The following is a 26,676-nucleotide window of genomic DNA, read 5'->3' as shown; positions in this document are numbered from 1 at the left end:
AACCAGTGATCGGTCGCCGAGAACAGCCGCACCACGTTCCGGTGCGAAACCACCACACCCTTCGGCCGGCCCGTGGAACCCGAGGTGTGGATGACATATGCGGGTGCGACCGGCAGCAGCGGGGAAAGCCGGTCGGCATCGGTGAGATCCGCACCGGACAGACCCGCAACATGCTCGGCGGTCCCCGGATCGTCGATGACCACACACTCCACGTCACCGGGCAGCACCGCCCCCGACTGCCGGTCGGTGACCGCCAGAACAAGATCCGCGTCGGCGACGGTGTAGGCGATGCGGTCGGCCGGATACGTCGGGTCGATCGGCACATACGCCGCCCCCGTCTTCACCACCGCCAGCAACGCCACCACCAGCCCGACCGAACGCGGCAGCACCACACCCACGAACCCGCCGGGACCCGCACCCCCCTCCACCAACCGCCTCGCCAGAGCATTCGCCCGCTCGTTCAGCTCCCCGTACGTCAACGACTCCACGCCCAGCGAAAGAGCACGAGCCCCCGGCGCAACAGCAACACGAGCCTCGAACAACGCCGGCAACGTGGCACCACCACCATCACCACCACCGGCATCACCGTTCCACTCCACCAGCACCTGACGGCGCTCGGTCGGTGTGGCGGTGTCCAGGCGTCCGACGGGCACGTCGGGGTCGGCGGTGCCCAGGGACTTCAGGAGTGCGGCCAGCCTCTCGCAGTGCCGGTCGAGCTCGGCCCCGGTGTACAGCTCGGGGCTGGCGTTGAACTCCAGGCGCAGTCCGCCGTCGTCGGCCCTGGTGTCGGCGACGAGGGTCAGGTCGTCGTCGTGGCCGATGGCGAGGTTCTGCACGGTGCCTTGGGCGCCGCCGAAGTCGAGGCTGTAGTCGAACATGATGATGTTGACGCGGGGGCCGACGAGGCGCTTGCCGTCCACGAGTCCGCCGGTGTCGCGGCGCAGGTCCTCGTAGCGGTAGCTCTGGTGGCGCAGGGCTCCGTGCATCTGCTGCGATGTGTGGTGCAGCAGTTCACCGACGGTGGTGCCGGGGCGGACGGTCAGCCGCAGCGGTACGACGTTGGAGACCATGCCGGGCACCTGTCCGGCCGGGCCGTCGGGGCGGGCCGAAACGGGCAGGGCGAGGACGACGTCGGCGCGTCCTGTGACCCGGTGCAGATAGAGGGCCTGGGCGGCGACGACGACGGTCGGCCAGGCGGTGCGGGACTCGCGGGCGCCGGCGCGGATCGCCTCGACGTCGTCGGGGCCGAGTGTGGCGACGGAGCGCAGCAGCGGGGAGTTCGGGTAGCGGGTGGGCTGTTCGGCGAAGCCGAGTGCCTCGGGGCGGTCGGCCAACTCCTGTGCCCAGTAGGTGCGGTCGCGTTGGAAGTCGTCCGATTCCCGGTAGGCGGCGTCGGCGGCGACGAGGTCGGCCAGGCGGTGTCCCGGGTCGGCGGGGACCGGCTCGCCCTTGGCTGTCGCGGCGTAGACCGCGGCGACGCGGCGGGCGACGATGCCGGTGCTCAGTCCGTCGAGGGCGATGTGGTGGTGGCGCTGGTACCAGACGTGCAGGGTGTCGGAGAGGGTGAAGAGGGCGAAGGTGAAGAGGCGTCCCGTGGCGAGGTCGACGGGGCGGGCGAGGTCGTCGTCGATCCACCGGCGCACGGTGGTCTCGGGGTCGGGCTCGTGGGAGACGTCGAGGGCGTGGAAGGGCCAGTGGGGGTCGTCGACGACGGTCTGGTAGGGGCCGTCGGCGTCCTGTCCGAAGCGCAGGCGCAGTGACTCGGTCTCGTTGACGACCGTGCGCAGGGCCGCCTCGAACAGTGCCGCGTCGACCGGCCCTTCGATGTCCACCCGCTCCGCCAGGCCGAAGAGCGGGTTGGCGGGATCTCCCTGGACCGCGTACCAGATTCCCTGCTGTCCGGCGGTCAGGCGGAAACGAACACCCTCTGGGTCAGACATGCACTCTCTCCACACTCGATCGGTCAACCGGAACGGAAAACTGCCCGGATGGCATACTGCTCCGCTGTATTTCGGGGCGACAACGGCAGTCCAAAGAATTGAGTTCCGCCATCGAAGAATTGGAATTCGTTCTTGACGGCCGCTGCGTATTCCCTGGTCGGGCCCGGGGCGGCGAACGCCCCCGGGCCCGGTGTGCCGGAGGTTCCGGGGGCGTGGTCGCGGTGCGGTGCGGGCGGGGTCAGCCGGCGGCCAGGCCCTGATCGTCGGGCGTGAAGCTCATCGGCAGGGACGACATGCCCCGCATCAGGTTGGAGTGGATCCGGTGCGGCTCCCCGGTGAGTTCGAAGCCCTTGCTGAAGCTGCGCAGGGCGTCGAGCATCTCCTTCACCTCGACCCTGGCCAGATAGGCGCCGATGCAGAAGTGCGGGCCGTAGCCGAAGGTGATGTGCTTGTTGGGGGTGCGGCCGAGGTCGAGGGTCTGGGGGTTGTCGAAGACCGTGTCGTCCCGGTTGGCGGAGGTGTTCCAGAGGGTGACGATGTCGCCCTCCTTGATCTGCTTGCCGTGGAGCTCGAAGTCGGTCGTGGCGTGGCGGCCGAAGTTCATCGCGGGTGTCGCCCAGCGCAGGATCTCCTCGGTGGCCGTCTCCAGGTCCACCTCGCCCTCCTTCATGCGGCGCCACTGCTCGGGCTCCCGGCTCAGTGTGTAGAGCGCGTCGACCATGGAGAGCCTGCTGGTCTCGTCGCCGCCCAGGATCAGGCTGTAGCAGTTGAAGACGATGTCCTGGTCGGTCAGCGGCACGCCCTCGATCTCGCTCTGGGTGAGCGTGGTGATCACGTCGTCCTGCGGCCTGGCACGCCGCTCGGCCACCAGGTCGCTGAAGTACAGCAGGATCTCGTTGCGCGCCAGGAACGCTTCCTCGGGCGCCTGGTCGGCGTCGTCCGAGCTGAGGCAGGACTTGGTGAGGGGCAGCAGGTGCCCGTGGTCCTCGACGGGGACGCCGATCAGCCCTCCGACGGTGGTCAGCGGGATCACCGATGCCACCTCGTCCGCGAAGTCGCCGGTGCCGCGGCGGACCGCGTCGCCCACCAGTTGGCGGGAGTTCACCCTGATCAGCTCCGCGACCTTGGCCAGGGCGCGCGGCGAGAACGCCTTGAGCATCACGTTGCGCAGGTTCTTGTGGCGGCGCCCGTCGGTCACGGCGAGCATCTGGCCCGCGGCGGAGTCGCCGCCCGCGAGGAGCGTCACCAGGACGTTGCCCTTCTCCGATGTGAGCCGCTTGTTGTCGCGGTACAGGGCCTGGACGTCGGCGTACCTGCTGATCACCCAGAATCCGGGCCGGCCCGGGGCTTCGGGGTGCCAGTGCACGGGGTTGTCGGCGCGCAGTCCGCGCCAGTACGCCTCCATGTCGTTTTCCAGATAGGTTTTCGGGTCGACCAGATCGAGGACCGCGGCTCCGTCCGGTGTGCTTTCCGGCTTTTCGGTCGTCTGCACGCTCATCTCTCCACCGTTTCTCACTTGATTTCCCGGAGCTTTTCGTTGAGGACGCGGCTGATTTCGGCGGCGGGGCCCGCCTGCATCATGTGCGGGTGGCTGCACTGGATCACCCGGTGCTCGATCCGGCCCTCGACGAAGGGCCGCCACCGCTCGGCGCGTTCGGCGAGCTGCGACGAGGTCAGCGACGTGTCGTCGTTGGCCACCAGGACGAGCAGGTCGCCCCGGTAGCGGGCGGGCTCGTAACGCTCGAACAGGCGCCGGTTGTTGGCGAACGCCGTGGCCAGTGCGGCGATGTTGTCCTCCCCGAGGCTGGCCAGGACGCTCTGCCGCTCGCGCAGCATGGCGATGACGTCGGCGTGGGCCAGCGGCTCGTCGCCGAGTTCGTCCACGTCGTAGCCGACGTGGTCGAGCATCATCCGCAGCGCGTCCTGTTCGTCGGGCGTCTTGTCGGGCAGTTGCTGGGTCCCGTCCAGCGGGTACTCGTCGAGGTTGACGAGCAGGGCCACTTCCTCGCCCTGCTCCTGGAGCAGCGTCGCCATCGCGTGGATGGCCTGCCCGCCGAAGGACCAGCCGAGCAGGACGTAGGGCCCCTGGGGCTGGACCCGGCGGATCTGCTCGACGTAGAGGGCCGCCAGTTCCTCCATGGTCGAAGGGGTCGTGCCCGAACCGTTGATCCCGGCTGCCTGGAGGCCGTAGATGGGGTGTTCGGGGTCCACGTGGCGCAGCAGGGCGGAGTAGTTCCAGCTCAGGCCGCCCGCCGCGTGCACGCAGAACAGGGGGGTGCGGTCGCCGTCGGGGCGCAGTGGGAGGAGGATCTCCAGTGCGTCCCTGTCCTCGTCGCCGCCGAGCCTGCCGGCGAGTTCCGCGACGGTGGGCGAGCCCAGGACCGTGCGGATGCTGAGCTTCGTGCCGAAGAGCGACCTGATCCGGTTGGCGAGGCTCATCGACATGATGCTGTCGCCCCCGAGGTCGAAGAAGCTGTCGTGGATGCCGACGACGTCGAGCCCGAGTACTTCGCGGAAGAGGCCGCAGAGGATCTCTTCCTGCGGGGTGCGCGGTCCGCTCCACTGCCTGGGGTTGTAGTCGGGGGCGGGCAGCGCCTTGCGGTCGGCTTTGCCGTTGGCGTTGAGCGGGATCCTCTGAAGTGTCATGAACGCGGCCGGGACCATGTAGTCGGGTAGGGCGGCGGCGAGCCGTTCGCGGACGGCCGCCGTGTCCAGTTCGCCGCCCCCTGCGGGCACCAGGTAGGCGACCAGGCGCCGGCTCTCGCCGTCGTCGCCCCGCTGGAGGACCACGGCCTGGCCGACGGTGGGGTCGGTGCTGAGCATCGCCTCGATCTCGCCGAGCTCCACGCGGTAGCCGCGCACCTTCACCTGCTCGTCGACGCGGCCCAGGTAGTCCAGGCTGCCTGCGGTGCTCCAGCGGGCCAGGTCACCGGTGCGGTAGAGGCGCGAGCCCGGGGCGCCGAACGGGTTCGCCAGGAACCGGGACGCCGTCAGGCCGGGCCTGCCGAGGTAGCCGCGGGCCAGCTGGCCGCCGCCGATGTACAGCTCGCCCGTGCTGCCGACGGGTGCGGGCCGCAGCTGTGCGTCCAGGACGTACAGCTGGGTGTTGGGCGTGGGCCTGCCGATCGGTACGGCGCCCTTGGGTGTGGGGTCGCCGGGTTCCAGGCGGTGGACGGCGCAGCCGACGGTGGCTTCGGTCGGGCCGTATTCGTTGATCACGGTGGCGTCGGGGTGGGCGGCGCGCCACGGGGCGAGGGTCTCGCCGAGCAGCTGCTCGCCGCCGATGACCAGTTCGCGGCTGGGTGAGATGTCCGTGTCCGAGCCGATGAGCAGCGGCAGGTGGGAGGGGGTGGCCTTGAGGAACGGCGGCCGCAGTCGCTGCTGTGCGGGCTGTTCCAGCTCGGCGATGTGGACGCAGCCTCCGCTGACCAGCGGGCCGAACAGCGAGGTCACCGCCATGTCGAAGGAGGCGGGTGAGTGCATCAGGGCCCGCTCGACCAGCGAGGGGTAGGCGCGGGCCGCGTAGTCGATGTACTGGGCGAACGAGCGGTGTTCGACGACGACGCCCTTGGGGCGGCCTGTGGATCCTGATGTGTAGATGACGTACGCCGGGCTCTGGGCGTGCGGGCGGGGGCCGTTGCCCGCCGCTGCCGTGTCCTGTGTGCCGGCTTCGGTGCGGTCCTGGTCCAGGAGGCGGACGGGGGCCGCGGTCGGGGGCAGGTGCGGTGCGATGTCCGAGCGGGTCAGTACGAGTACGGGCTTCGCGTCGGCGAGTACGTATTCCAGGCGCTCGCGGGGGTCGGTCGGGTCGACGGGCAGATAGCCGCCGCCCGCCTTGAGCACCGCGAGGGCCGCGGTGACGAGGTCGGCGGAGCGCGGCAGGGCCAGTGCCACCAGCCGTTCGGGGCCCACGCCCTGCCCGGTCAGTTCGGCGGCGAGCCGTTCGGCTGCCGCGTCCAGTGCGGCGTAGCTGATCTCCTCGCCGTTGCCGAGGCGCAGCGCGGGGGCTTGGGGGGTGCGGGCGGCCTGGTCCGCGAAGCGCTCGTGGACCAGGGTCTGCGGGGCGGGCGCGGCCGAGTCGTTGAACTCGGTGAGCAGGGTGTGGCGTTCGTCGGCGGAGAGCAGGTCCACGCGGTGGATCTGCTGTTCGGGTGCGTCGAGCAGGGCCCTGATGGCCCGGACGACCCGGTTGCCGACGGACTCGACGAACGGCTGCTCGAAGAGGTCGGTGCGGTAGCTGAAGCGCAGCCGCAGGGTGCGGCCCGGCATGGCCACCAGGCTGATCGGGTAGTGGTTGCCGTCCGTGCCGTAGCCGCCGACGATGCGCAGCCCGTCCTGGTCCGCGGCGCCGCCCGGTGTGCTGCCGCTCTCCACGGGGAAGTTCTCGGTGACGACGATGGTGTCGAAGAGTTCGTCGGACTCGACCAGGCGCAGGATGTCCTGCAGCCCCAGGTAGTGGTAGTCCATCACCGAGGTCTGCCAGTGCTGGACCTTCGCCAGGAGGGTGGTCCAGGTGTCGTCGGCCGCGACGGTGACGCGGGCGGGGACGGTGTTGATGAACAGGCCGACCATGGTCTCCACGCCGGGGATGTCGGCGGGCCGCCCGGAGACGGTCGCGCCGAACACCACGTCGCTGCGGCCCGTGAGCCCGCCGAGCACCACGCCCCAGACCGCCTGGATGGCGGTGTTGAGGGTGATGCCGTGGCGCCGCACCAGTGCGGTCAGCTCGGCGACGGTCTCCTCGGGGAGTTCGATGAGGAGGTCGCCGGGGACGTCCAAGCCGCCGCTGCCGGCGTCGGGTGCGACGAGGGTGGCGCTGTCCGTCCCGGCCAGCACGGTGCGCCAGGCCTCGCGCGCCGCCTGCTTGTCCTGCTGGCCGAGCCACTCCAGGTAGTCGCGGTAGGGGGTGAGTTCGGGCAGGGCGGACTCGTCGCCCCCCGCCTCGTACAGTGCGAACAGTTCGCGCACCAGGAGCGGGCCCGACCAGCCGTCGAGCAGCAGGTGGTGATGGGTCATCAGGAGGCGGACGATGCTGTCGCCCATGCGGATCAGGGTGAAGCGCAGCAGCGGCGGCTTTTCGGGGTCGAAGCGCAGCAGCCGGTCCTCGTCCATGAGGGTGTCCAGCCTGGTGGCCCGCTGCGCTTCGGGCAGGTGTGTGAAGTCCAGCTCGGTCCAGGGCAGTTCGATGTCGCCGACGACTACCTGGACGGGGCGGCTGAGGCCCTGCTGGAGGAAGCCGGCGCGCAGGTTGGCGTGACGGCGCAGCAGGGCGGCGGCCGCGGCGCGCAGCCGGTCCGTGTGGAGTTCGCCCGCGATGTCGATGCCGAGTTGCACGGTGTAGATGTCCGGCTCGTCCTCGTCGAGGTGGGTGTGGAAGAGCAGGCCCTCCTGCATCGGGGTGAGCGGCAGGACGTCCTCGAGGGGCGCCGTCGCGGCGGACTCGACGGCGTCGATCTCCTGCTGGGTCAGCGGGAGAAGCGTCAGGTCGGACGGGCTGTAGCCGCCCGCGTCCGGCTGCTCGACGTGGTCGACCAGTGCGGTGAGCGAGCTGACCCAGATCTCGCCCAGCTCGCGGATCTCCACCTCGCCGAACAGCTCGCCCGCCCAGGTCACGTCGATGATCAGCCGGGGCCCTTCGGGCAGGTCCTGGGTCATGACGTTGAAGTCGATGGCGTGGGCCATCGGCCGGTCCGGGTCCACGCCGCCCTCGGGGTCGAATCCCTCGGGTGCGGGTCCCCAGTCGGCGGGGGTCGTGGCGGTGGTGCCCGCGGCCGCTCCGGGGAACCGGCCCAGGTAGTTGAAGCTGACCTGGGGGTCGGGGAGTTGGGCGAGCGCGGAGGCCGTCTGCGGGTTGAGGTAGCGCAGCAGCCCGTAGCCCATGCCCTTGTCGGGCAGGGCGCGCAGCTGCTCCTTGATCCGTTTGAGTACGTCGCCGACGACTGGGCCGCCCGCCTTGAAGTGGGCCCAGTCGTAGGTGCCGGGGTCCAGGCGCACGGGGAAGAGGCTGGTGAACCAGCCGACGGTGCGGGAGAGGTCCACGTCGTCGTGGAGCTCTTCGCGGCCGTGGCCCTCCATGTTGACCAGGACGGGGCCTTCGCCCCGGCCGTGCTCGGCGCGCCAGTGTCCGACGGCCACCGCGAACGCGCTGAGCAGCACGTCGTTCATCCGGGCGTGGAACGCGGCGGGCACGGTGGTGAGCAGTGCCGATGTCTGCTCGGTGGGCAGGTCGAGGACCACGCGCCTGGTGGTCGCGGTGATGTCGCGCCTGGGGTCGAGCGGCCGGTCGCAGAGCGAGGGTCCGGGGTCGGTGAGGGTGTTGAGCCAGTACGGGAGTTCCTCGACGCGCTCGGGCTGCTGGGCCTCTTCGGTGAGCAGCTGGGCCCACTCGCGGAACGAGGTGCCGACGGAGTCCAGGGCGGCCGGTGCCCGGTCGGGCTGTGCGGCCCATGCCTGCTGGAGGTCGGGCAGCAGGATGCGCCAGGACACCCCGTCCACGACCAGGTGGTGGATGGTGAGCAGCAGCCGTCCCGAGGCTTCGGGGCCCGCGTCGAACCAGACGGCCTGGACCATGGCCCCGGCCTCCGGGTCGAGCCGGTCCCAGGCGCCCTGGGTCTCCTGGGCCAGTTTGGCCCTGACCTCTTCGGGGTCGAGTCCGGTCAGGTCGACGCGGTGCAGGCAGTCGGCGGCCCTGACCGTGCCGGGCTCGGGGACCTGAAGGTTCCAGACGACGCCGCCGGTGCGGTGCAGCTTCATGCGCAGTGCGTCGTGGTGGTCGAGCAGGGTCTGCAGTGCCGCTTGAAGGCGCTGCGCGCCGACGTCGCGGGGGACGACGAGCATGTTGGTCTGGCTGAACCGCTCGGCCCTGCCGCCCCGTTCGCGCATCCAGTGGATGATCGGCGTCAGCGGGAGTGTGCCGACTCCCGCCGGGGCGGGGGCTGTGGCCGCGGCCGCGGCTGTGGCCGCGGTGTCCTGCGGCTCGGTGTCGGGGGCGGGTGCGGTGGCCTTGGCGAGCCCGGCCACCGTCTTGTGCTCGAAGACGTCGCGCGGGGTGAGCTTGATGCCCAGGTTGCGGGCCTTGCGGACCAGCTGGATCGACATGATGCTGTCGCCGCCGGTGTCGAAGAAGCTGTCGTGGATGCCGACGTTCTTAAGGCCGAGGATCTCCGCGAACAGACCGCACAGCAGCTCTTCGTGCGGGGTGCGCGGTCCTTCGGTCCCGGTGGCCGGGCCGTAGCCGGGCTCCGGCAGCGCCTTGCGGTCGGTCTTGCCGTTCGGGGTGAGCGGCAGGGCGTCCAGGACGACCACGGCCGCGGGGACCATGTGGTCGGGCAGGGCGACGGCGAGCAGGGTCCGCAGGTCGGCGCCCTTGAGCGGGGCCGCGCCCTCCTTGGCCACGGCGTAGGCGACCAGGCGCTGGTCGCCGGGGCGGTCCTCGCGGATGAGCACCTCGGCCTGGGCGACGTCGGGGCGGCCCAGCAGCACCGAGCGGATCTCGCCCAGTTCGATGCGGAAGCCGTGCAGCTTGACCTGCTCGTCGGCGCGGCCCTTGAACTGGAGCACGCCGTCGTGGGTCCACCGGGCGATGTCACCGGTGCGGTACATGCGGCTGCCGGGCGCGCCGAACGGGTCGGCGACGAAGCGCTCCGCGCTGAGGCCGGGGCGGCCCAGGTAGCCGCGGGCCAGCCCCGCTCCGGTGATGTAGAGGTCGCCGGTGGCGCCGGGCGGGACTTGGCGCAGCGACGCGTCCAGGACGTACACCCGGGTGTTGGGTATCGGGGTGCCGATGGGCGGCTCGACGACTCCGGCCAGCGGTGCGCTGATGGTGGCGCACACGGTGGTCTCGGTGGGGCCGTAGGCGTTCACCATGCGGCGGCCGGCCGACCAGCGGCCCGCGATCTCCGCGGGTGTGGCCTCTCCCGCGACGAGCAGGGTGATGCCGGCGGGGACCTCGTCGTCGGCGAGCACGGCGAGCGCGGCGGGCGGGATGGTCGCCTGGGTGACGCGCTGCTCGGTGAGGAGCGCGGCGAGGGGGGCGCCGGGGTCGAGCCTGTGCTGGGGTGCCGTCACCAGGGTCGAGCCGGAGAGCAGCGCCTTGCACAGTTCGGCGAAGGCCGCGTCGAAGCTCGGGGAGGCGAACTGCAGGACGCGGCTGCCCGGGCCCAGGCCCAGGGTCTCGGTATAGCCGGTGAGCAGGGAGGCGAAGCCGGTGTGCGGGACGACGACACCCTTGGGCCTGCCGGTGGAGCCCGATGTGTAGATGAGGTACGCCGGGTTGCGGGGGTCGAGTTCACCGGTGGGCGCGGTGGCGGGCGCCCGGTCGATGCGGGCGGCGGTGGCCTCGTCGTCGATGAGGAGCACGGTGGTGCCGGCCGCGGGCGGCAGGGTGGCGGCGATCTCGCGGGTGGTGACCAGCACGCCGGGGCGTGCGTCGCCGAGCATGTACGCGATGCGCTCGGCCGGGTAGGCGGGGTCGAGGGGGAGGTAGGCCGCGCCCGCCTTGTGCACGGCGAGGACCGCGGCGGGCCAGTGGGCGGAGCGGGGCAGGGCGAGGGCGACGAACCGCTCGGGTGCGGCGCCCTCTTCGCGCAGGACGTGGGCGATGCGGTTGGCCCTGCGGTCGAGTTCGGTGAAGGTCAGCTCGGTGCCCTCGTGGGCGACCGCGGGGTCGTGGGGCGCTTGGGCGACGCGGCGGGCGAACAGCTCGGGGAAGGTCGCCTGCGGGATGTCGCGGGCGGTGTCGTTGGCCGCGGTGAGCAGGGCGCGCTCGTGTGCCGAGAGCAGGTCGATGTCGGTGACCCGCAGGTCGGGGTCGGCGGCGACGCGCTCCAGGAGGTGCAGCAGCCGGGCGAAGAGGTTCTCGACGGTCGCGCGGTCGAACAGGTCGAGCCGGAAGTCGATCAGTGCCCACAGGCCCTGGGGGGTGCCGTCGGCCGCGGTCCGCTCGTTGATGGTGAACGCCAGGTCGAACTGGGTGGCGTTGACCGGTACGGGGTAGGCGGCGGCGTCGATGCCGGGGATGCCGAGCGAGGTGTCGCCCGCGGCCGCGGCCTCGACGTTCTGGACGTTGAGCCAGATCTGGAACAGCGGGTGCCAGGAGAGCGAGCGCTCGGGGTTGAGCAGCTCGACCAGCCGCTCGAAGGGCACTTCCTGGTTGGCGTACGCGGCGAGGTTGAACTCCCTCACCCTGCGCAGAAGTTCGCGGAAGGTCGGGTCGCCCGATGTGTCGGTGCGCAGGACCAGCGTATTGGCGAAGAAGCCGACCATGCCCTCGATTGCCTGGTCGTTGCGTCCGGCGATCGGGGAGCCGAGCGGGATGTCGTCGCCCGCGCCCAGCGAGGTCAGCAGTGAGGCGAGTCCGGCCTGGAGCACCATGAAGAGGCTGGTCTCGGTCTTGCGGGCGACGGCGGTCAGCGCCTGGTGCAGCTCAGCCGGTACGTCCAGGGTGACGGTCTCGGCGGCGTAGTCGGCCTCGGGCGGGCGCGGCCGGTCGGTGGGCAGCTGCAGGACCTCGGGGCCGCCGGACAGACGCTGCTGCCAGAAGTCGAGCTGCTTGCTGAGGAGGCTCTCGGGGTCGCTCTCCTCGCCGAGCACCTCGTAGTTCCACAGCGTGTAGTCGGCGTACTGGGCGGGCAGCGGCTCCCAGACCGGTTCCCTGCCCTCGGTCCTGGCCCGGTAGGCCGACGTCAGGTCGGTGCCGAGCGGGGCCACCGACCAGCCGTCGCCCGCGACGTGGTGCAGCAGGATGAGCAGCAGGTGGTCGTCGGGGGCGACGCGCAGCAGCGAGACCCGCAGCGGCGTCTGGGTGGACAGGTCGAAGTCGCGGGCCGCCTGTTCGGCGACGGCCGCTTGCAGGTCCTGTTCGGCGACGTCGGTGACGACGAGTTCGGCAGCGCCCTCCTCGGGGGAGAGAATGAGCTGCTGGGCCACGCCGTCGGTCTCCAGGAAGACGGTGCGCAGCACTTCGTGCCGGGCCGATACGTCGCGTACGGCGGCGCGCAGGGCCTGCTCGTCGAGCTTGCCCTTGAGCCGCAGGCCGAGGCTGATGTTGTGGGCGGCCGCGCCGGTCTCGAACCGGTTGAGGAACCACAGGCGGCGCTGGGCGTAGGAGAGCGGGATGCGCTCGGGGCGCACTGCGGGCCGCACCGGGGGCCTGGCGTCGTCGGCGCCGCGCAGCAGGGCCGCGAGCTGCGCCACGGTGGGTGCCTCCCACAGCAGGCGCAGCGGGAGTTCGACGTCGAAGGCGGTGCGGGTGCGGCTGACGAGCCGGGTGGCGTGCAGGGAGTGGCCGCCGAGCTCGAAGAAGTCGTCGTGGATGCCGACCTTGGGCAGGCCGAGGGTCTCCGCGAACAGGCCGCTGAGGATCTCCTCCTGCGGGGTGCGGGGAGCGGCGCCGGCGGTGGGCAGTGTGCCGAAGTCCGGTGCGGGCAGCGCCTTGCGGTCGGTCTTGCCGTTGGGCGTCAGGGGCAGCTCGCCCAGGGCGACGAACGCCGAGGGCACCATGTATTCGGGGAGCCTGGCGGCGATGGCCTCGCGCAGGGCGGGCACGGTGACCGTGGCTCCGGGGGCCGCGACGGTGTACGCCACCAGGCGCTGCTCGCCCGCCTCGTCCTGGCGGGCCACGACGGCCGCCTGGGCGACCTGGGGCAGGGCGCACAGGACGGTCTCGATCTCGCCCAGTTCGATGCGGAAGCCGCGCACCTTGACCTGGTCGTCGGTGCGGCCCGCGAACTGAAGGTCGCCCTCGTGCGTCCAGCGCGCGACGTCGCCCGTGCGGTACATGCGGGAGCCCGGCGCCCCGAAGGGGCCGGCGACGAACCGCTCGGCGGTGAGGTCGGGGCGGCCGAAGTAGCCGCGTGCGAGGCCTTCGCCCGCGATGTACAGGTCGCCGGGGACCCCGGGCGGCACCGGGGAGAGGCCCGCGTCCAGGACGTACACCTGGGTGTTGGCGATGGGCTTGCCGATGGCCGGGGCGCCTTCGACCTGGCCGATGCGGGCCGCCGTGGACCAGATGGTCGTCTCGGTGGGGCCGTAGAGATTGGTCACTTCGGGTGCGAGGGAGGTGAGTTGGCCGGCGAGCCCGGCGGGCAGCGCCTCGCCGCCCGCGAGGACGCGCAGGTTCTTGAGCGCCTCGGGATGCTGGGCGACGAGCGCCTGCCAGAGGGTGGGGGTGGCCTGCATGAGCGTGGTGCCGGTGGCCGCGATGAGGCCGGCCAGGCGCGGGATGTCGATGACCTCCTCGCGGGTGGCCAGGACGACGGCGGCGCCGGAGACCAGCGGGACGTACAGCTCCAGGCCCGCGATGTCGAAGGCGATGGTGGTCACGGCGGCCAGCCGGTCGGCCGGGCGCAGCGCGAACCGCTCGCGCATGTCCTGGACGAAGTTGGCGAGGTTGTCCCGGGTGACGACGACGCCCTTGGGGCGGCCGGTCGAGCCCGATGTGTAGATCGTGTACGCGGGGTGGTCGCCGGGGTAGGACACGGCGTCCAGGGGTGCGCCGGGCAGGGCGGCCAGCCGGTCGCGTACGGCGGGGTCGTCGAGCAGCAGCCGCTCGACGCGTGCGGTGGCGGGCACCGAGTCCACGGTGGAGTCGCTCACCAGGACGGCGGGTGATGCGTCGGAGACGATGAACTCCAGGCGCTCCGCGGGGTATTGGGGGTCGAGCGGGATGTAGGAGCCGCCGGTCCTGCCGACGCCGATGAGGGTCGCAACCAGGTCGGCGCCGCGCGGCAGGGCGACCGCGACGCGGACTTCGGGGCCGACGCCGAGCTCGCCGAGCAGGCGTGCGATGCGGTTGGCGCGGGCGTCGAGCTCGCCGTAGGTCAGCGGACCGTCGCCGGTGACCAGGGCGGTGGCCGCGGGGTCGGCGGCGACGGCCGCCGCGAACAGTTCGGGCACCGAGGTGGCGGGGGCCGGGGCCGCGGTGTCGTTCCAGTCGGTGAGCACGGTCCGCAGCTGCCCGGGGGTGAGCGCCCTGGTGCGGGCGACCGGGAGCGAGGGGTCGGCCTCGATCTGTTCCAGCACGTGCAGGAAGGTGTCGAGGAGCTCCTGGGCGCGGTCCCGGTCGTAGCGGTCGGGGCGGTAGCCCAGGCGCAGTCGCAGGGTGCGGCCCGGGGTCGGGAACAGCGTGAGGGGGTAGTGCGTGGCGTCCTGTCCGGTGACGTCGGTGATCCGGATGCCGCCGGTCTCCTCGGTCATGCCGTCGGAGTCCAGCGGGTAGTTCTCGAAGACGACCAGGGTGTCGAAGAGTTCGCCGGTGACCTTCGTCGGCTCCTGCACGGCGGAGAGCGGCAGGTGATGGTGGTCCAGGAGCGCCGCCTGCTGGTCCTGGACCGCGGTCAGCAGCTGGGTCCAGGAAGCGCCGTGGTCGATCCGTACGCGGACGGGGAGGGTGTTGATGAACAGGCCGACCATGGACTCGATGCCCTCGATGTCCGCGGGGCGGCCGGAGACGGTCGCGCCGAACACCACGTCGCTGCGGCCGGTCAGCCTGCCCAGCAGTACGCCCCAGGCGCTCTGCACCACGGTGTTGAGGGTGACGCCGGTGCGGCGGGCGAGGTCGCCCAGGCGGCGGGTGAGGTCCTCGGACGCCTCCCCGACCAGGTCCTGCGGTGGGACCGCTGCGCCCTGCACGGCGTCCGGCACCAGCAGCGTCGCCGATTCGACGCCGTCCAGTGCGCGGCGCCAGGCCTCGGCGGCCGCGTCCTTGTCCTGCTTGCCGAGCCAGGCGAGGTAGTTGCGGTAGGGAGTGACGGGCGGCAGCGAGGTGTCCTCGCCGCCCGCCCGGTAGTGCTGGAACAGCTCCTGCATGACCAGCGGCGAGGACCACCCGTCGAGCAGGACGTGGTGTGCGGTGAGCAGCAGCCAGAACGCGTCGGGGGCGACCCGGATCGCGGCCAGGCGCAGCAGCGGCGGGTTGGCCATGTCGAAGCGCTCAGCGCGGTCCCGCGCCGCGTACTGCTTCACTCCCGCCAGCTGCTCCTGGGCGGGCAGGTCGCTGAAGTCCCTTTCGGTCAGGGGCAGTTCGATGTCACGCAGGATCACCTGCATCGGGTCGCCGTTCTTGCGCCTGCGGAACCCCGCGCGCAGGCTCGCGTGCCTGCGCATGAGCGTGGCCGCAGCGGTGCGCAGGGCGGTCAGGTCGATGGGGCCCTCGATGCGGACGGCCAGCTGCACCGTATAGACGTCCAGGGCGTCCTCGGAGAACTGTGCGTGGAAGAGAAGCCCTTCCTGAAGCGGCGACAACGGCAGAAGGTCCTCGATGCGTGACTGCTTCACTGCACATGCTCCCTGGGCTTTTTCGAGGTGCGGTTGGGGTCTGGCCTGCCTGGCTGCCGGACGGCTCGGGCCACGTCGGGCACGTGGGCGAAGAGGATTCGGTGGTGCGTTCGACGGTAGCTTCAGTGCGAGCCGGTGAAGGCCGCAGATAAACAACTCGGAATTGGGGCGGGCGCGGGGGCGGCGGCGGGGGCGCCCCCGCCGCCGCCGCCCTCTTGGCCGCTCAGTTGTCGAGTTCGCCGGCGAGCTCGTCCAGCTCCTCCTGGCTGACGTCGAGGAGATCCATGTCCGAGGGCGTGTAGCGGACCCCCTCCGGTGTGCTCGCGTGCAGGGCCATTGCCTGAAGCACCCGGACCCAGGTGTCGGCGAGGTCGCGTACCACCGTCTCCTCGAGCAGGGCCGCGGGCCACTGCCAGAGCACCTGGAGCCGGGGGCCTTCGGGGCCGTCCTGGGCGGAGGAGGTGACCTCGAGCGCGTGGGCGACCGGCATGCCGGGGTCCTCGCCGCCGACGGCCCCCGCCTCGGGTGCCAGCGCCCAGTCGGCCGCTTGGGGTGCGGCCGTCGTGTCGAAGCGGCCGAGGTAGTTGAAGCCGATCTGCGGTTCGGCCAGGCCGCTCAGCGAGGGCGCGGTGTCCGGGTTGAGGTGGCGCAGCAGCCCGTATCCGATGCCGTTGTCGGGCACCGCGCGCAGCTGCTCCTTGATCCGGGTGAGGATGTCGCCGACGGCGTCGCCGCCCTGCCACACCTCGCCCCAGGCGATCCGGCCCGGGTCCAGCAGCACCGGGTAGAGGCTGGTGAACCAGCCGACGGTGCGGGAGAGTTCGCAGTGCTCGGTGATCTCCTCGCGGCCGTGTCCCTCCAGTGCGACGAGCAGGTCCTGTCCGCTTTGGCCGTGCCGGCGCCTGCGCCAGTCGGCGACGGCGAGGGTCAGGCCGGTCAGGAGCACGTCGTTGGCGTTCGCGTTGAATGCCGCGGGCAGCCGGGTGAGCAGGGCGGTGGTGGTGTCGGGCGGCAGTTCCATGCTGATCGAGCCGAGGGTCGCGCTGAGGTCCCTGGCCGGGTCGGGGGTGAGTTCGGCCAGGGGTGCGGGGGCGCCTGCGAGCCGCCGCTGCCAGCCGGAGAGCTCGGCGACTCGCTCGGGGCGCGCCGCCTCCTGGGTCAGCGACTGCGACCAGCGGCGCAGGGAGTTGCCGACCGGCTCGAGCGCCGGGGTCCGCCCGGCGTGCACGGCTTCCCAGGCCACCGCGAGGTCGGGCAGCAGGATGCGCCAGGAGACGCCGTCGACGACGAGGTGGTGCACGCAGAAGAGCAGCCTGCCGCGCTCGCCGGGCCCGGCGTCGAACCAGACGAACTGCACCATGGTGCCCTCGTCGGGGGCGAGCCGGCCGATCGCGGCGTCGGCTTCCTGCGCGTACCTGGCGCGGCGCTCCTGTTCGTCGAGTCCGACGACGTCGACCCGGCGGATGACCTTCTGGGCCGGTACGGCGCCGCGCTCGGGCACGGCCAGCGTCCAGTCGTCGTCGGTGCGCCGGAGCGTTGCGCGCAGGGCGTCGTGGTGGTCGAGCAGGGTCTGTACGGTGCGGACGAGCCGGTCTTGGTCGAGTGCCGCGGGCGCCTGGAGGAACATCGACTGGTTGAACCGGTCGACGGGCCCGCCGCGTTCGCGCAGCCACCGCACGATCGGGGTCGCGGGGACCTCGCCGATGCCCGCGTCGGGGGCCTCGGCCCTGGTCTGGGGGGTGGGGGTCGCGATGAGGGCGAGGGCGGCCGCGCTCTGGTGGCGGAAGACGTCCTTGGGGGTGAGGAGGAGGCCTGCCGTGCGGGCCCTGGCGACGACCTGGATGGAGACGATGCTGTCGCCGCCGAGGTGGAAGAAGTTGTCGTCGACGCCGACCTCGGGCAGTCCGAGGACCTCGGCGAAGATCTCGCAGAGCACCTTCTCCGGCTCGGTCACCGGCTCCCGGGTCGAGAGGGCCTGGCTGAAGTCGGGTGCGGGCAGGGCCCGTTCGTCGAGTTTTCCGTTGACGGTCCTGGGCAGGGCGGGCAGCGTCACGAACGCGGCGGGGACCATGTAGTCGGGCAGTGCCCGTGCCGCGTGCTCGCGCAGCGCCGCGACGTCGGCCCCCGATGGGCCGGTCACCAGGTAGGCGACGAGCTGTTTGCGGCCGGGGGTTTCCTCCCTGACGCGGACCGCGGCCTGGGCGACCTCGTCCCTGGCGAGCAGGCAGGCCTCGATCTCGCCGAGTTCGATGCGGAAGCCGCGGATCTTGACCTGGGCGTCGGCGCGGCCGACGTAGCGCAGGTCGCCGTCGCTCCCCCAGCGGACCAGGTCGCCGGTGCGGTACAGGCGTGCGCCTGCGGGGCCGAACGGGTCGGCGACGAAGCGCTGGGAGGTCAGGGCCGGCCGGCCCAGGTAGCCGCGCGCCAGGCTGGGGCCGCCGACGTACAGCTCGCCCGCGACGCCCGGCGGGACCGGGCGCAGCGCCGCGTCCAGGACGTACACCCTGCTGTTGGAGACGGGGCCGCCGATGGGGGTTGCGTCCGCTTCGGTGAGCGGGGAGCTCATGGTGGCGCAGACGGTGGTCTCGGTGGGCCCGTAGGCGTTGAACATGCGGCGCCCGGGGGCGAACCTGCTGACCAGTTCGGGCGCGCACGCCTCACCGGCGACGATGAGCGTCATGCCGTGGGGCAGCGCGTCGTCGGGGAGGGCGGAGAGCACGATCGGCGGGATCGTGGCGTGGGTGATCCGGTGCTCGGCCAGCAGGGTGGCGAGGCCTTCTCCGGGGGCGAGTTGCTCGGCGGGCGCGGCGATCAGCTCGGCGCCGGAGAGCAGGCCCATGCACAGCTCCCAGAACGCGGCGTCGAAGCTGGACGAGGCGAACTGCAGCACCCGGCTGCCGGGGCCCGCCCCGAACCGTTCGCGGTGGGTCTCAAGGAGGCTGGCGACACCCCGGTGGGTGACCACGACTCCCTTGGGGCGCCCGGTGGAGCCCGAGGTGTAGATGACGTAGGCGGGGTGGTCGGGCGACAAAGGGCCGGCCGGCTCGTCCGGGTTGAGGAACGGGCAGCCCGAGGCCTCTTCGGTGTCGAGGTTCTCGGTGTCCAGGAGCACCCTGGGCACGTCGCTGACCGGCAGCCCGCCGGCGAGGTGGCTGACGGTCAGCAGCAGGTCGGGTGAGCTGTCCTGGAGCATGTGGGAGATCCGGTCGCCCGGGTAGTCGGGATCGACGGGCAGATAGGCGCCGCCCGCCCGCATCACGGCGAGCAGCGAGACGATCAGATCGGTCGAGCGGGGCATCGACACCGCCACGATTGACTCGGCCCCGATGCCCCGCGCGGTCAGCAGCCGGGCGACGCGGGCGACGCGCGCGTCGAGTTCGGCGTAGCTGAGCGCCTGTTCGCCGAAGCGGAGGGCGGGCGCGTTTGGTGTGCTGGTGACCCACCGGTCGAAGAGCTCGGGGACGGTGGCCGGTGCCACCTCGCGCGGCGCCTCGTGCCAGGTGTGGAGCAGCTTGTCCCGCTCGCCGGGCAGCAGTACGTCGAGCCGGTCGACGGGGCGGTCCGGGTCGTTGGCGGCCTGGCCGAGTATCTGGACCAGCCTGCGGACCAGCAGTTCGACGGTGTCGCGTTCGAACAGGTCGGAGCTGTAGGAGACCAGTCCCTCGATGCCGGCGGGGGCGCCGTGGGGCCCGTGGTTCTCGGCGAGGCTGAAGGAGAGGTCGAACTTGGCGACCTCGAAGCCGAGGTCCTGGGTCCGTGCCGTCACTCCGGCCAGGTCGAGCTCGGCCCTGTCGTTGTTCTCGAGGGTCAGCATCACCTGGAACAGCGGGTTCCTGGCAAGGGACCGCTCGGGGTTGACCAGCTCGACCAGCCGCTCGAACGGCAGGTCCTGGTTGGCGTACGCGGACAGGTCGCTCTCGCGCACCCGGTCGAGCAGCTCGGTGAAGGTGGGCGAGCCCGAGACGTCCGTGCGCAGGACCAGGGTGTTGACGAAGAACCCGACGAGGTCGTCGAGCGCGTCGTCGGTGCGGCCCGCGATGGCCGTGCCGATCGGGATGTCGTCGCCCGCTCCGAGTCTGCTCAGCAGGGTGGCCAGCGCCGCCTGCACGGCCATGAACAGGCTCGCGCGGCGTTCGCCCGACAGGTCGAGCAGCCGGCGGTGCACGTCGGCGTCCAGGGTGATCGGCACGGTGGAGCCGCGGTAGCTGGGGGTCGGCGGGCGCTGGTGGTCGTGCGGCAGCACCAGTTCGTCGGGGGCGCCGGCGAGGGTGTCCCGCCAGAACGCGGCCTGCCGCGCGATGGTGCTGTCCGGGTCGTCCTCGCTGCCGAGCACGTCCCTCTGCCACAGTGTGTAGTCCACGTACTGCACCGGCAGCGGGGCGAGTTCGGGCGCGCGGCCCGCCGCCCTGGCCCGGTAGGCGGCTGTCAGGTCCCGGCCGAGCGGGGCCATGGACCAGCCGTCGCCCGCGATGTGGTGGATCACCAGCAGCAGGACGTGGTCGGTCTCGCTCAGTGCGAACAGCCAGGGGCGCACCGGGGTTTGGCAGGTCACGTCGAAGGCGTACGCGGCCGCGTCGGCCAGTGCGCCCTGCAGGGCCGCCTCGTCGCTCTCCACGACGGTGAGGTCGGGCACCGTGTCCAGGACGATCTGCCGGGGGCGGCCCTTGACCTCGGGGAACACGGTGCGCAGGCTCTCGTGTTTGCGGACCACGTCCGCCACGGCAGCGGCCAGCGCCGCGCGGTCGAGTTGGCCGGTGAGGCGTACCGGGACGGGGAGGTTGTAGGTGGAGTTGGGGCCCTCGAAGCGGTTGAGGAACCAGAGCCTGCGCTGGGCGAAGGAGAGCGGTATCTCTTGGGGCCGCTCGCGGACGGTGACCGCTTCGCGGGCCCCGGCCGCCGCGCCGATCAGGGCGGCGAGCCCGGCCGGCGTCGGGGATTCGAACAGATCGCGTACGGAGAGCTCGACTCCCAGCGCTGTGCGGGCCCGGCTGATCAGCCGGGTGGCGAGCAGCGAGTGGCCGCCGAGCGCGAAGAAGCTGTCCTCGACGCCGGCCTCGGGCAGCCCGAGGACCTCGGCGAACAGCCCGCACACGGCCGCCTCCTGGGGTGTCAGGGGGGCGCGGCGCTGGGCCTGGTCGGCGACGGGGGCGGGCAGCGCCCTGCGGTCGAGCTTGCCGTTGGGGGTCAGCGGCAGCGCGTCCAGGGTGACGAAGGCGGAGGGCACCATGTAGTCGGGCAGTGCGGCGCCCACGTACCGGGCCAGTTCGGCGGCTTGTGGGGCCGTGCCCGCCGCGGGGACGAGGTAGGCCACGAGCTGCCGTGCACCGGGCCGGTCCTCGCGGGCCAGGACCGCCACGGACGCGACGCGGGCGTGGCCGCCGAGTACCGACTCGATCTCGCCGAGCTCGATGCGGAAGCCGCGCACCTTGACCTGGTGGTCGGCACGCCCGACGAACTCGATCTGGCCGTCCTTGCCCCAGCGCACCAGGTCACCGGTGCGGTAGAGCCGGGAGCCCGCGGGGCCGAACGGGTCGGCGACGAACCGCTCGGAGGTCAGGGCGGGCCGCTTGAGGTAGCCGCGGGCGAGCCCGGTCCCGGCGAGGTAGAGCTCGCCGACGACGCCGGAGGGCACCGGGCCGAGCGTGTCGTCCAGGACGTACACGCGGTCGTTCCACACGGGGCGGCCGATCGGTGCGGTGGTGGGCCAGTGGGCCGGGTCGGCGGGCAGCGTCGTGCCGGTGACGACGTGGCTCTCGGTGGGGCCGTAGTGGTTGTGCAGCCGCAGCCAGGGGCGGGCCGCGCAGAACGCCCGCAGCCTCGGGGTGAGGACCAGTGCCTCGCCCGCCTGCGCGATGGTGCGCAGTTCGGTGAGGGCGGTGCCGTTCTCAGGTGCGGCCTGAGCCAGGGCGTCCACGACCAGGTTGGGGGCGTAGAGCTCGTTGACGCGCTGCTCGTCGAGCCACCGGGCGAAGGCGGCCGCGTCACGGCGGGTGTCCTCGTCGGGGACGACCAGGGTCTTGCCGGTGAGGAGGGTGGAGAGGATCTCCTGGGCCGACACGTCGAAGCTGATCGCGGTGAACTGGGCGACGCGTGCCCCTGCCCGGCCGCCGACCTCGGCGTGGTGCCAGGCGACCAGGTTGGCCATGGACTGGGCGGGCATCACGACGCCCTTGGGGCGGCCCGTGGAGCCGGAGGTGTAGATGACGTACACGGGGCTCTGCGCGTGGAGGGGGCGGATGCGGTCGGCGTCGCCTGGGTCGGTGTCCCGCTGGGCGGCGAGCGCGTCGGCGGTGTCGCGGGCCGCGAGGTCGATGACGGGGGCGCCGTGCCCCGCGGGGAGGATGCCGTCGGTGGTCAGCACCACGGCGGGCGCCGCGTCGGTGAGCATGAAGGCGATGCGGCCGGCCGGGTACTGGGGGTCGACCGGCAGATAGGCCGCCCCCGCCTTGAGTACGGCGCAGAGCGCGACCAGCAGGCCGGCCGAGCGCGGCAGGGCGATGGCGACGGTGTCCTCGGGGCCGATGCCGCGCGCGATGAGGAGCCTGGCCAGCCGGTTGGCGCGGGCGTTGAGTTGCGCGTACGACAGCTCGGTGGTGCCTTCGATGACGGCGGGCGTCGTGGGCAGGGCTCGGACCTGGCGCTCGAAGAGTTCCGGGAGCCGGGCTGTGTCGATTGGGTGCGCGGTGTCGTTGCGGGTGGCGACCAGACGGTGGCGCTCGATCGGGTCGAGGAGGTCCAGGGAGCCGATGGTCCGCTTGGGGTCGTCGGCCGCGGCGGCCAGCACCCGGAGGAACCGTTCGGCGAGTGCTTGGGCGGTCTCCCGGTCGAACAGGTCGGTGCTGTACTCGATCCAGCCGGTCATGCCGTCGGGGCCGCCGTCGGATCCGCGCTGCTCGCTCAGCCCGACGAACAGGTCGAACTTGGCGGTGCCGGTGAAGTAGTCGTAGGGCTCCACCCGCAGGCCCGGCATGAGGAGTTCGGCGCGCCGGTTGTTCTGGACGGTGAACATCACCTGGAACAGCGGGTGCCTGGCCAGTGAGCGGTCGGGGTTGAGCTCCTCGACGAGGCGCTCGAAGGGCGCGTCCTGGTGGGCGTAGGCGGCCAGGTCGCTCTCGCGCACCCGGTTGACCAGTTCGCGGAAGGTGGGGTTGCCCGATGTGTCGGTGCGCAGCACCAGCGTGTTGAGGAAGAAGCCGACCAGGTCGTCCGTCGCGTCGTCGGTGCGACCGGCGATCGGGGTGCCGACCGGGATGTCCTGGCCCGCGCCGGAGCGGGACAGCAGGACCGCGAGGCCGGCCTGGAGCACCATGAACAGGCTGGCCTGGGAGGTGCGGGCGATGCCGAGCAGCTGCTGGTGCAGCTCCTGGGGCAGGTGGAAGCCGACGGTGTCGCCGGTGTAGCTGGCCGCCGCGGGGCGCGGGCGGTCCACGGGCAGGTTCAGCTCGTCGGGCACACCCTCCAGCGCACGCTTCCAGAAGGCGAGTTGGCGGGAGATGGTGCTGTGGGGGTCGCTCTCGTCGCCGAGTACGCGCTCCTGCCACAGTGTGTAGTCCGCGTACTGCACGGGCAGCGGGCTCCACTGGGGCTCGTTGCACTCCAGCGCCGCCGTGTAGGCGAGGGACAGGTCGCGGCCGAGGACGCCCAGCGACCAGGCGTCACCGACGATGTGGTGCATCACCGTGAGCAGTACGTGGGTCTGGGGCCCGGTGCGGAAGGCGCGGACTCTCAGCGGGATCTCGTCCGCGAGGCTGAAGCCGGTCCCGGCCTCCTGGTCGAGGGCCTCGGTCAGCCGGTCCGCCTCGCCGCCGACGTCCACGACGGCGAAGTCGAGCACGGCCTCCTTTGGGGTGAGTACGTGCTGGTAGGGGGTGCCGTCCCGGTCGGGGAAGACGGTGCGCAGGCTCTCGTGCCGGTCCACGACGGCGCGGAACGCGGTGCGCAGCGCGTCCGTGTCGAGCTTGCCGGTGACGCGCACCGTGAGCGGCACGTTGTAGATGGACTGTGCGCCCTCGAAGCGGTCCAGGAACCACAGTCTGCGCTGCGCGAAGGAGAGCGGGACGTGCTGGGGGCGCTCTGCTGCCTCAAGGGCCGGACGGTCGGCGAGGGCTTCGTGGAGCCTGCGGGCGATGCCTGCGGGGGTCGGCGTCTCGAAGACGGCGCGCAAGGACAGCTCGACGCCGAAGACGGCGCGGGCCCTGGTGACCAGTCGGGTGGCGATCAGTGAGTGGCCGCCGAGGTCGAAGAAGTTGTCGTCGACGCCGGCCTCGCCGACGCCCAGGAGCTCGGCGAACAGCGCGCAGAGGATCTCTTCCTGGGGGGTGCGCGGCGCGCGCCCCGACAGCTCGGAGGCGGTCTGGGGGTCGGGCAGCGCCTTGCGGTCCAGCTTGCCGTTGGGGGTGAGCGGGAAGGCGTCGAGGGCGACGAAGGCGGAGGGCACCATGTAGGCGGGGAGCGAGGCCGCGGTGTGTTCGCGCAGCATGGTGGTCGTGGGGACGGCGGCGCCTTCGGCGGGCACGAGGTAGGCGACGAGCCGTTTGTCGCCCGGGAGCGGTTCGCGGACCACGACGAGCGCTCGGCCGATCTTCTCGTGGGCTGCGAGCACCGACTCGATCTCGCCGAGCTCGACGCGGAAGCCGCGGATTTTCACCTGGTCGTCGGCGCGGCCCTCGTAGACCAGTACGGCACGGTCGGGGTCCTCGGGGTGGTCGGCGTCGGTAACCCAGCGCACCACGTCGCCCGTGCGGTACATCCGTTCGCCGGTGCCGGAGTACGGGTCGGCGACGAAGCGCTCGGAGGTCAGCTGCGGCCTGCCCAGGTAGCCGCGGGCGACGGCGGTGCCCGATACGTACAGCTCGCCCACGACGCCCAGGGGGACCGGCCGCAGCAGGTCGTCGAGCACCCGCAGCCGGGTGGTGCCGAGCGCGGTGCCGATGGGGGGGTTGCCTGGGCCGGAGAGCGGGGCGCTCATCGAGGCGACGACGGTGGTCTCGGTGGGACCGTAGGCGTTGAGCATGGTGCGGCCCGCCGACCACGCCTGGACGAGCTCGGGCGCCGATGCCTCGCCGCCGACGACGATGTGGCGCAGCGTCGGCAGTTCGGCCGGGGTCATGACGCCCAGCGCCGCGGGCGGTATCAGGGCGTGGGTGATGGTGTGCTCGGCGGCCAGCTCGGACAGCGCGCTGCCGGGCCGCAGCCGTTCGGCGGGCGCCACGACGAGGGTGGCGCCGGTGAGCAGCGCCGTGTACGTCTCCCAGACCGCGGCGTCGAAGCTGGGGGACGCGAACTGCAGGACGGTGCTGCCGGGGCCGACGTCGAGCCGCTCGGTCTGTGCGGCGACGAGGCCGGCGAGGCCGGTGTGGGGCACGACGACGCCCTTGGGGCGCCCTGTTGAGCCCGAGGTGTAGATGACGTAGGCGGCGCCTTGCGGGGTGAGCGGGGCGAGCCGTTCGTCGGGCTCGATCCCGGTGCCGGCGCAAGCTTCGCTCTCGCGCACCGTGGCGGCGTCGTCCAGCACGAGGAGCGGGGCGGTGCACAGGGCGGGTACCAGGGCGGCCGTCTCCTGGGTGGCCAGCACCAGGGCGGGGGCGGAGTCGGTGAGGAGGTAGGCGATCCGGTCGGCCGGGTAGGAGGTGTCGACCGGGAGGTAGGCGGCGCCCGCCTTGAGGACCGCGAGCATGGAGACGACCTGCTCGATGGAGCGCGGCAGGGCGAGTGCGACGATCCGCTCGGGGCCGGCACCGCGCTCGATGAGGAGGCGGGCCAGTTGGTTGGAGCGGCGGTCCAGTTCGGCGTACGAGAGGGTGGTTGTCCCGAAGGCGAGCGCGGGTGCTTCGGGGGCGCGGCGCACCTGCTCGGCGAAGAGCGCGGGGACGGTGTCCCCGGCGGGGTGCGCCTGGGCGGGCAGGCCGAAGCCGATCAGCCGCGTCTCCTCGTTGCGCGTCAGCAGCGACAGCCGGCCCACCGGTCGCCGCGGGTCGTGGGCGAAGGTCGCCAGGAGGCGGCGGAAGCGGTCGGCGAGCGCCTCGATGTCGGCCCTCGAGAAGAGTTCCTGGCGGTAGCCGAAGTGCAGGCGCAGGGCCTCGCCGGCGGGCAGCGCGGCGATGCTCAGCGGGTAGTGGTTGGCGTCCGTGCCGGTGGCGCCCTTCAGGGTGAGGTTGCCCGGGAGTTCCTTGAGGTCGTCGCCGCCCATGGGGTAGTTCTCGGTGACGGTCAGGGTGTCGAAGAGGGTGGGCAGGCCGGCGGCGCGGTGGATGTCGGGCAGGCTCAGGTGGTGGTGCGGTGCCATGCCCCGCACCTGCCGCTGCAGAGCGGTCATCGTGTCCAGCAGGCTCTGCTCGGGTCGTACTTCGAGCCGTACCGGAACCGTGTTGATGAACAGGCCGACCATGGTCTCCATGCCCGGCAGCTCGGCCGGGCGGCCGGAGACGGTCGAGCCGAACACCACGTCGCTGCGGCCGGTCAGCTGGGCCAGCAGCAGCGCCCAGCAGCCCTGGAAGACGGAGCTGAGCGTCAGGTCGTTGCGGCGCGCGGTCTCCTGGACCCGGGCGGTCAGCTCCGCGGAGAAGGCGATGGTCAGCTCGGCGGGGGTTATTTTGGCGCCCTGGTCGCCGGGGGCGATGAGGGTCGGCTCCTCGACGTCGCCGAGGACCGCGCGCCACGCCTCGGTCGCCGCGGGCCGCGACTGGGCGGCCAGCCAGCCGAGGTAGTCGCGGTAGGGGGTGACCGCGGGCAGGCCCGATGTGTCGCCGCGGGCCTGGTAGATCGTGAAGAGCTCGTGGAGGAGTTGGGCGGTGGACCAGCCGTCGAGCAGGATGTGGTGGGAGTTGAACATCAGCCGGTTGCTGCGCTCGCCGCACTTGACCAGCGTGAACCGCAGCAGCGGTCCCGCCGACAGGTCGAACTCGTGGGCGGCGTCCTCGGCGGCGAGCCGCTCCAGCTCGGCGGCCCTGGCCGTCTCGTGGAGATCCCTCAGGTCGAACTCGCGCCAGGGGGTCGCTACTTCGCGGGGGATGACCTGGACGGGCTTGCTGAGCTTCTCGTAGCGGAAGCTGGCGCGCAGGCTCGCGTGCCGGCGCAGCAGCGCGGCCACCGAGTCCCGCATCGCCCCGGCGTCCAGTTCGCCCTCCAGGTCGATGACGATCTGGGCGACGTAGACATCGAGGTCCTGCTCCTCGTAGAGGGCGTGGAACAGCATTCCTTCCTGCAGTGGGGACAGCGGAAGGACGTCTTCGATGGCTGCTCGCGTCATTGAGGGGCTCTCCACATCGTGTTCCGGAACCGAACTCGTCCACTCGCGGCGGGGATTGTCCTGATTGCGGGCAGCCGCCGACCCTGAACGGCGAGTCTCGCTCCCTGCCGGAACACCATCAACGGCGCTGCAAAGAATTCATTGTGCGTGCCGCGGGGGCGGTTCGCGCATTGAAGAATTCTTATCCCCCGGGCTCCTTCCGGCCGCCGCGTG

4 protein-coding genes are annotated in these 26,676 nt (G+C 72.0%); all 4 read right to left on the bottom strand.

Annotation, left to right across the window (positions count from 1 at the left end; translation table 11 throughout):
- Nucleotides 1-1,940, bottom strand: a 1,940-nt coding sequence (locus tag ACIQRW_RS33430; protein ID WP_403767712.1) for a condensation domain-containing protein, incomplete at its 3' end; no start/stop codon positions are given.
- Nucleotides 1,941-2,178: 238 nt separating this feature from the next.
- On the bottom strand, nucleotides 2,179-3,438 hold the full coding sequence (locus ACIQRW_RS33425) for a cytochrome P450 (RefSeq protein WP_403767709.1): 1,260 nt from the start codon (nucleotides 3,436-3,438) through the stop codon (nucleotides 2,179-2,181).
- Between the two features lie 14 nt (nucleotides 3,439-3,452).
- Nucleotides 3,453-15,215, bottom strand: a complete 11,763-nt coding sequence (locus ACIQRW_RS33420) for an amino acid adenylation domain-containing protein (RefSeq protein ID WP_403767706.1) — start codon at nucleotides 15,213-15,215, stop codon at nucleotides 3,453-3,455.
- Between the two features lie 223 nt (nucleotides 15,216-15,438).
- The gene (locus tag ACIQRW_RS33415; protein ID WP_403767703.1) at nucleotides 15,439-26,463 is read right to left on the bottom strand and encodes an amino acid adenylation domain-containing protein; all 11,025 of its coding nucleotides are present in this window, start codon (nucleotides 26,461-26,463) and stop codon (nucleotides 15,439-15,441) included.
- Nucleotides 26,464-26,676 lie beyond the last annotated feature (213 nt).

It is taken from the genome of Streptomyces sp. NPDC091287, assembly GCF_044768525.1.
GTDB lineage: Bacteria > Actinomycetota > Actinomycetes > Streptomycetales > Streptomycetaceae > Streptomyces.
The sequence above is the reverse complement of the archived record's forward strand: the minus strand, read 5'-3'. Positions and strand labels throughout refer to the sequence as shown.